The following is a 2,029-nucleotide window of genomic DNA, read 5'->3' on the forward strand; positions in this document are numbered from 1 at the left end:
GCCGTCCGCCCTGGCGCTGCGCTGCCCCGCCGGCGTGCTGCACGACCGCGTGCTCGGCCAGTACCACGCCGTGTGCGAAACCGGCAGCGAGGCACTGCTGGACATCCTCATCGCCGACCTGCAGGCCGCCGACGCGCAACCCCCGCTGCCGACCTGGCAGCCGCCGCAGCAGATGGACGAAGACGCGCCCACACGCTTCACCGACGGCGTGGAAAAGGTCATCGACTACCTTCGCGCTGGCGACGTGTTCCAGGTGAACCTCTCGCGCCGCTGGGTCGCGCAGTTCGGCGAGGCTCTTGACCCGCACGCCCTGTATGCACAGTTACGTGTCGCCAACCCCGCGCCATTCGCCGGCCTGTTCATCGCGCAGGGCAGGGCAGTGGTCAGTTCCTCGCCCGAACGCCTCGTCTCCGTGCACGGTGACGACGTGCAGACCCGGCCCATTGCCGGCACCCGCCCGCGCTTTGCCGGGGACGACGACGCCGAGCGCATCCGCGAACTCGTTGGCCACCCCAAGGAGCGCGCCGAGCACGTGATGCTGATCGACCTCGAGCGCAACGACCTCGGCCGCATCTGCAGCCCCGGCAGCGTGGAAGTGGACGAACTGATGACCGTGGAAAGCTACGCCCACGTGCACCACATCGTCAGCAACGTGCGCGGACGCCTGCTGCCGGGCACCACCCCGGGCCAGGTGATCGCCGCTACCTTCCCCGGTGGCACCATCACCGGCTGCCCCAAGGTGCGCTGCATGCAGATCATCGCCGAGCTCGAGCAGACCGCGCGCGGTGCCTACACCGGCGCATTCGGCTGGCTGAACCGTGACGGCGACCTCGACCTGAACATCCTCATCCGCACCGCCGAAGTGAATGGCCCCCACGCCACCTTCCGCACCGGTGCCGGCATCGTCGTCGACTCGGACCCCACCAAAGAACTCGATGAAACCCGCGCCAAAGCCCGCGGCCTGATGCGCGCGCTGGGCCGCAACGACTGACAAGGTATGCTGTGCACTGCTGCAGGCAAGAACTGAATCGCCTGTAGAGCCACGCCCTGCGTGGCTTGGCAGACCCACCCGTAGTGACGCGCCATGCGCGTCCCACGCAAAACCCGAAACAAGCGCAAAAGGACCCCCATGGCAGGTGCAAAACGAGGTTGTCTAGCCATCCTGACCGGGCTTGTACTGATCGCCGTCCTCCTGGCCGCCGCCGGCCTCTGGTTCTGGCACAACCAATCCAGCTTCGCCGACCAGCACATCACCCCCGACCAACCGGCGGTCATCATCGCCCCCGGCGACGGCCTCAACACCGTCGTGCGCAAACTGCGCGAGGTCGGCGTCGACGAAGGCACTGACACCCAGTGGCAGCTGCTCGCGCGCCAACTGGACGCTGCCGGCAAACTCAAAGTCGGCGAATACGCCCTCGACAACGACCTCACCCCGCGCGAACTGCTCACCCGCATGCGCCAGGGCCGCGTCGTCCAGCACCGCGTCACCATCGTTGAAGGCTGGAACATCCGCCAGCTGCGCGCCGCGCTCAAGCGCGCCGATCCGCTCGTCCACACCACCGACGACCTCAACGACAGCGAGCTGATGGCCAAGCTCGGCTTCCCCGGCCAGCATCCGGAAGGCCGCTTCCTGCCGGAAACCTACGTCTACCAGCGTGGCGACACCGACGTGGACGTGCTCAAGCGCGCCCACGCCGCCATGGAAAAAGAGCTGGCCGCCGCCTGGGACAGCCGCAGCGACGACCTGCCGCTGAACACCCCGTATGAGCTGCTGACCCTGGCTTCCATCATCGAAAAAGAAACCGCGCTGGCCAGCGAGCGGCCGCAGATTGCCGGCGTGTTCGCGCGCCGCCTGAAAATGGGCATGCGTCTGCAGACCGACCCCACCGTCATCTACGGCATCGGCAGCAGCTACGACGGCAACATCCGCAAGCGCGACCTCACCACGGATACGCCGTACAACACCTACACCCGCGCCGGCCTGACCCCCACGCCGATCGCCATGCCCGGCCGCGACGCGCTGCACGCC

General features: G+C 67.8%; 2 protein-coding genes. Both read left to right on the plus strand.

Annotated features, from left to right (window positions below):
* On the plus strand, window positions 1-991 hold a 991-nt coding region (locus EGJ34_RS21555), incomplete at its 5' end, for an aminodeoxychorismate synthase component I (RefSeq protein ID WP_125362430.1).
* Window positions 992-1,129: 138 nt separating this feature from the next.
* Window positions 1,130-2,029, plus strand: a 900-nt coding sequence (gene mltG, locus EGJ34_RS21560; RefSeq protein ID WP_125362431.1) for an endolytic transglycosylase MltG, incomplete at its 3' end; no start/stop codon positions are given.

Source organism: Stenotrophomonas sp. 278 (genome assembly GCF_003935715.1).
Taxonomy (GTDB): Bacteria; Pseudomonadota; Gammaproteobacteria; order Xanthomonadales; family Xanthomonadaceae; genus Stenotrophomonas; species Stenotrophomonas maltophilia_AH.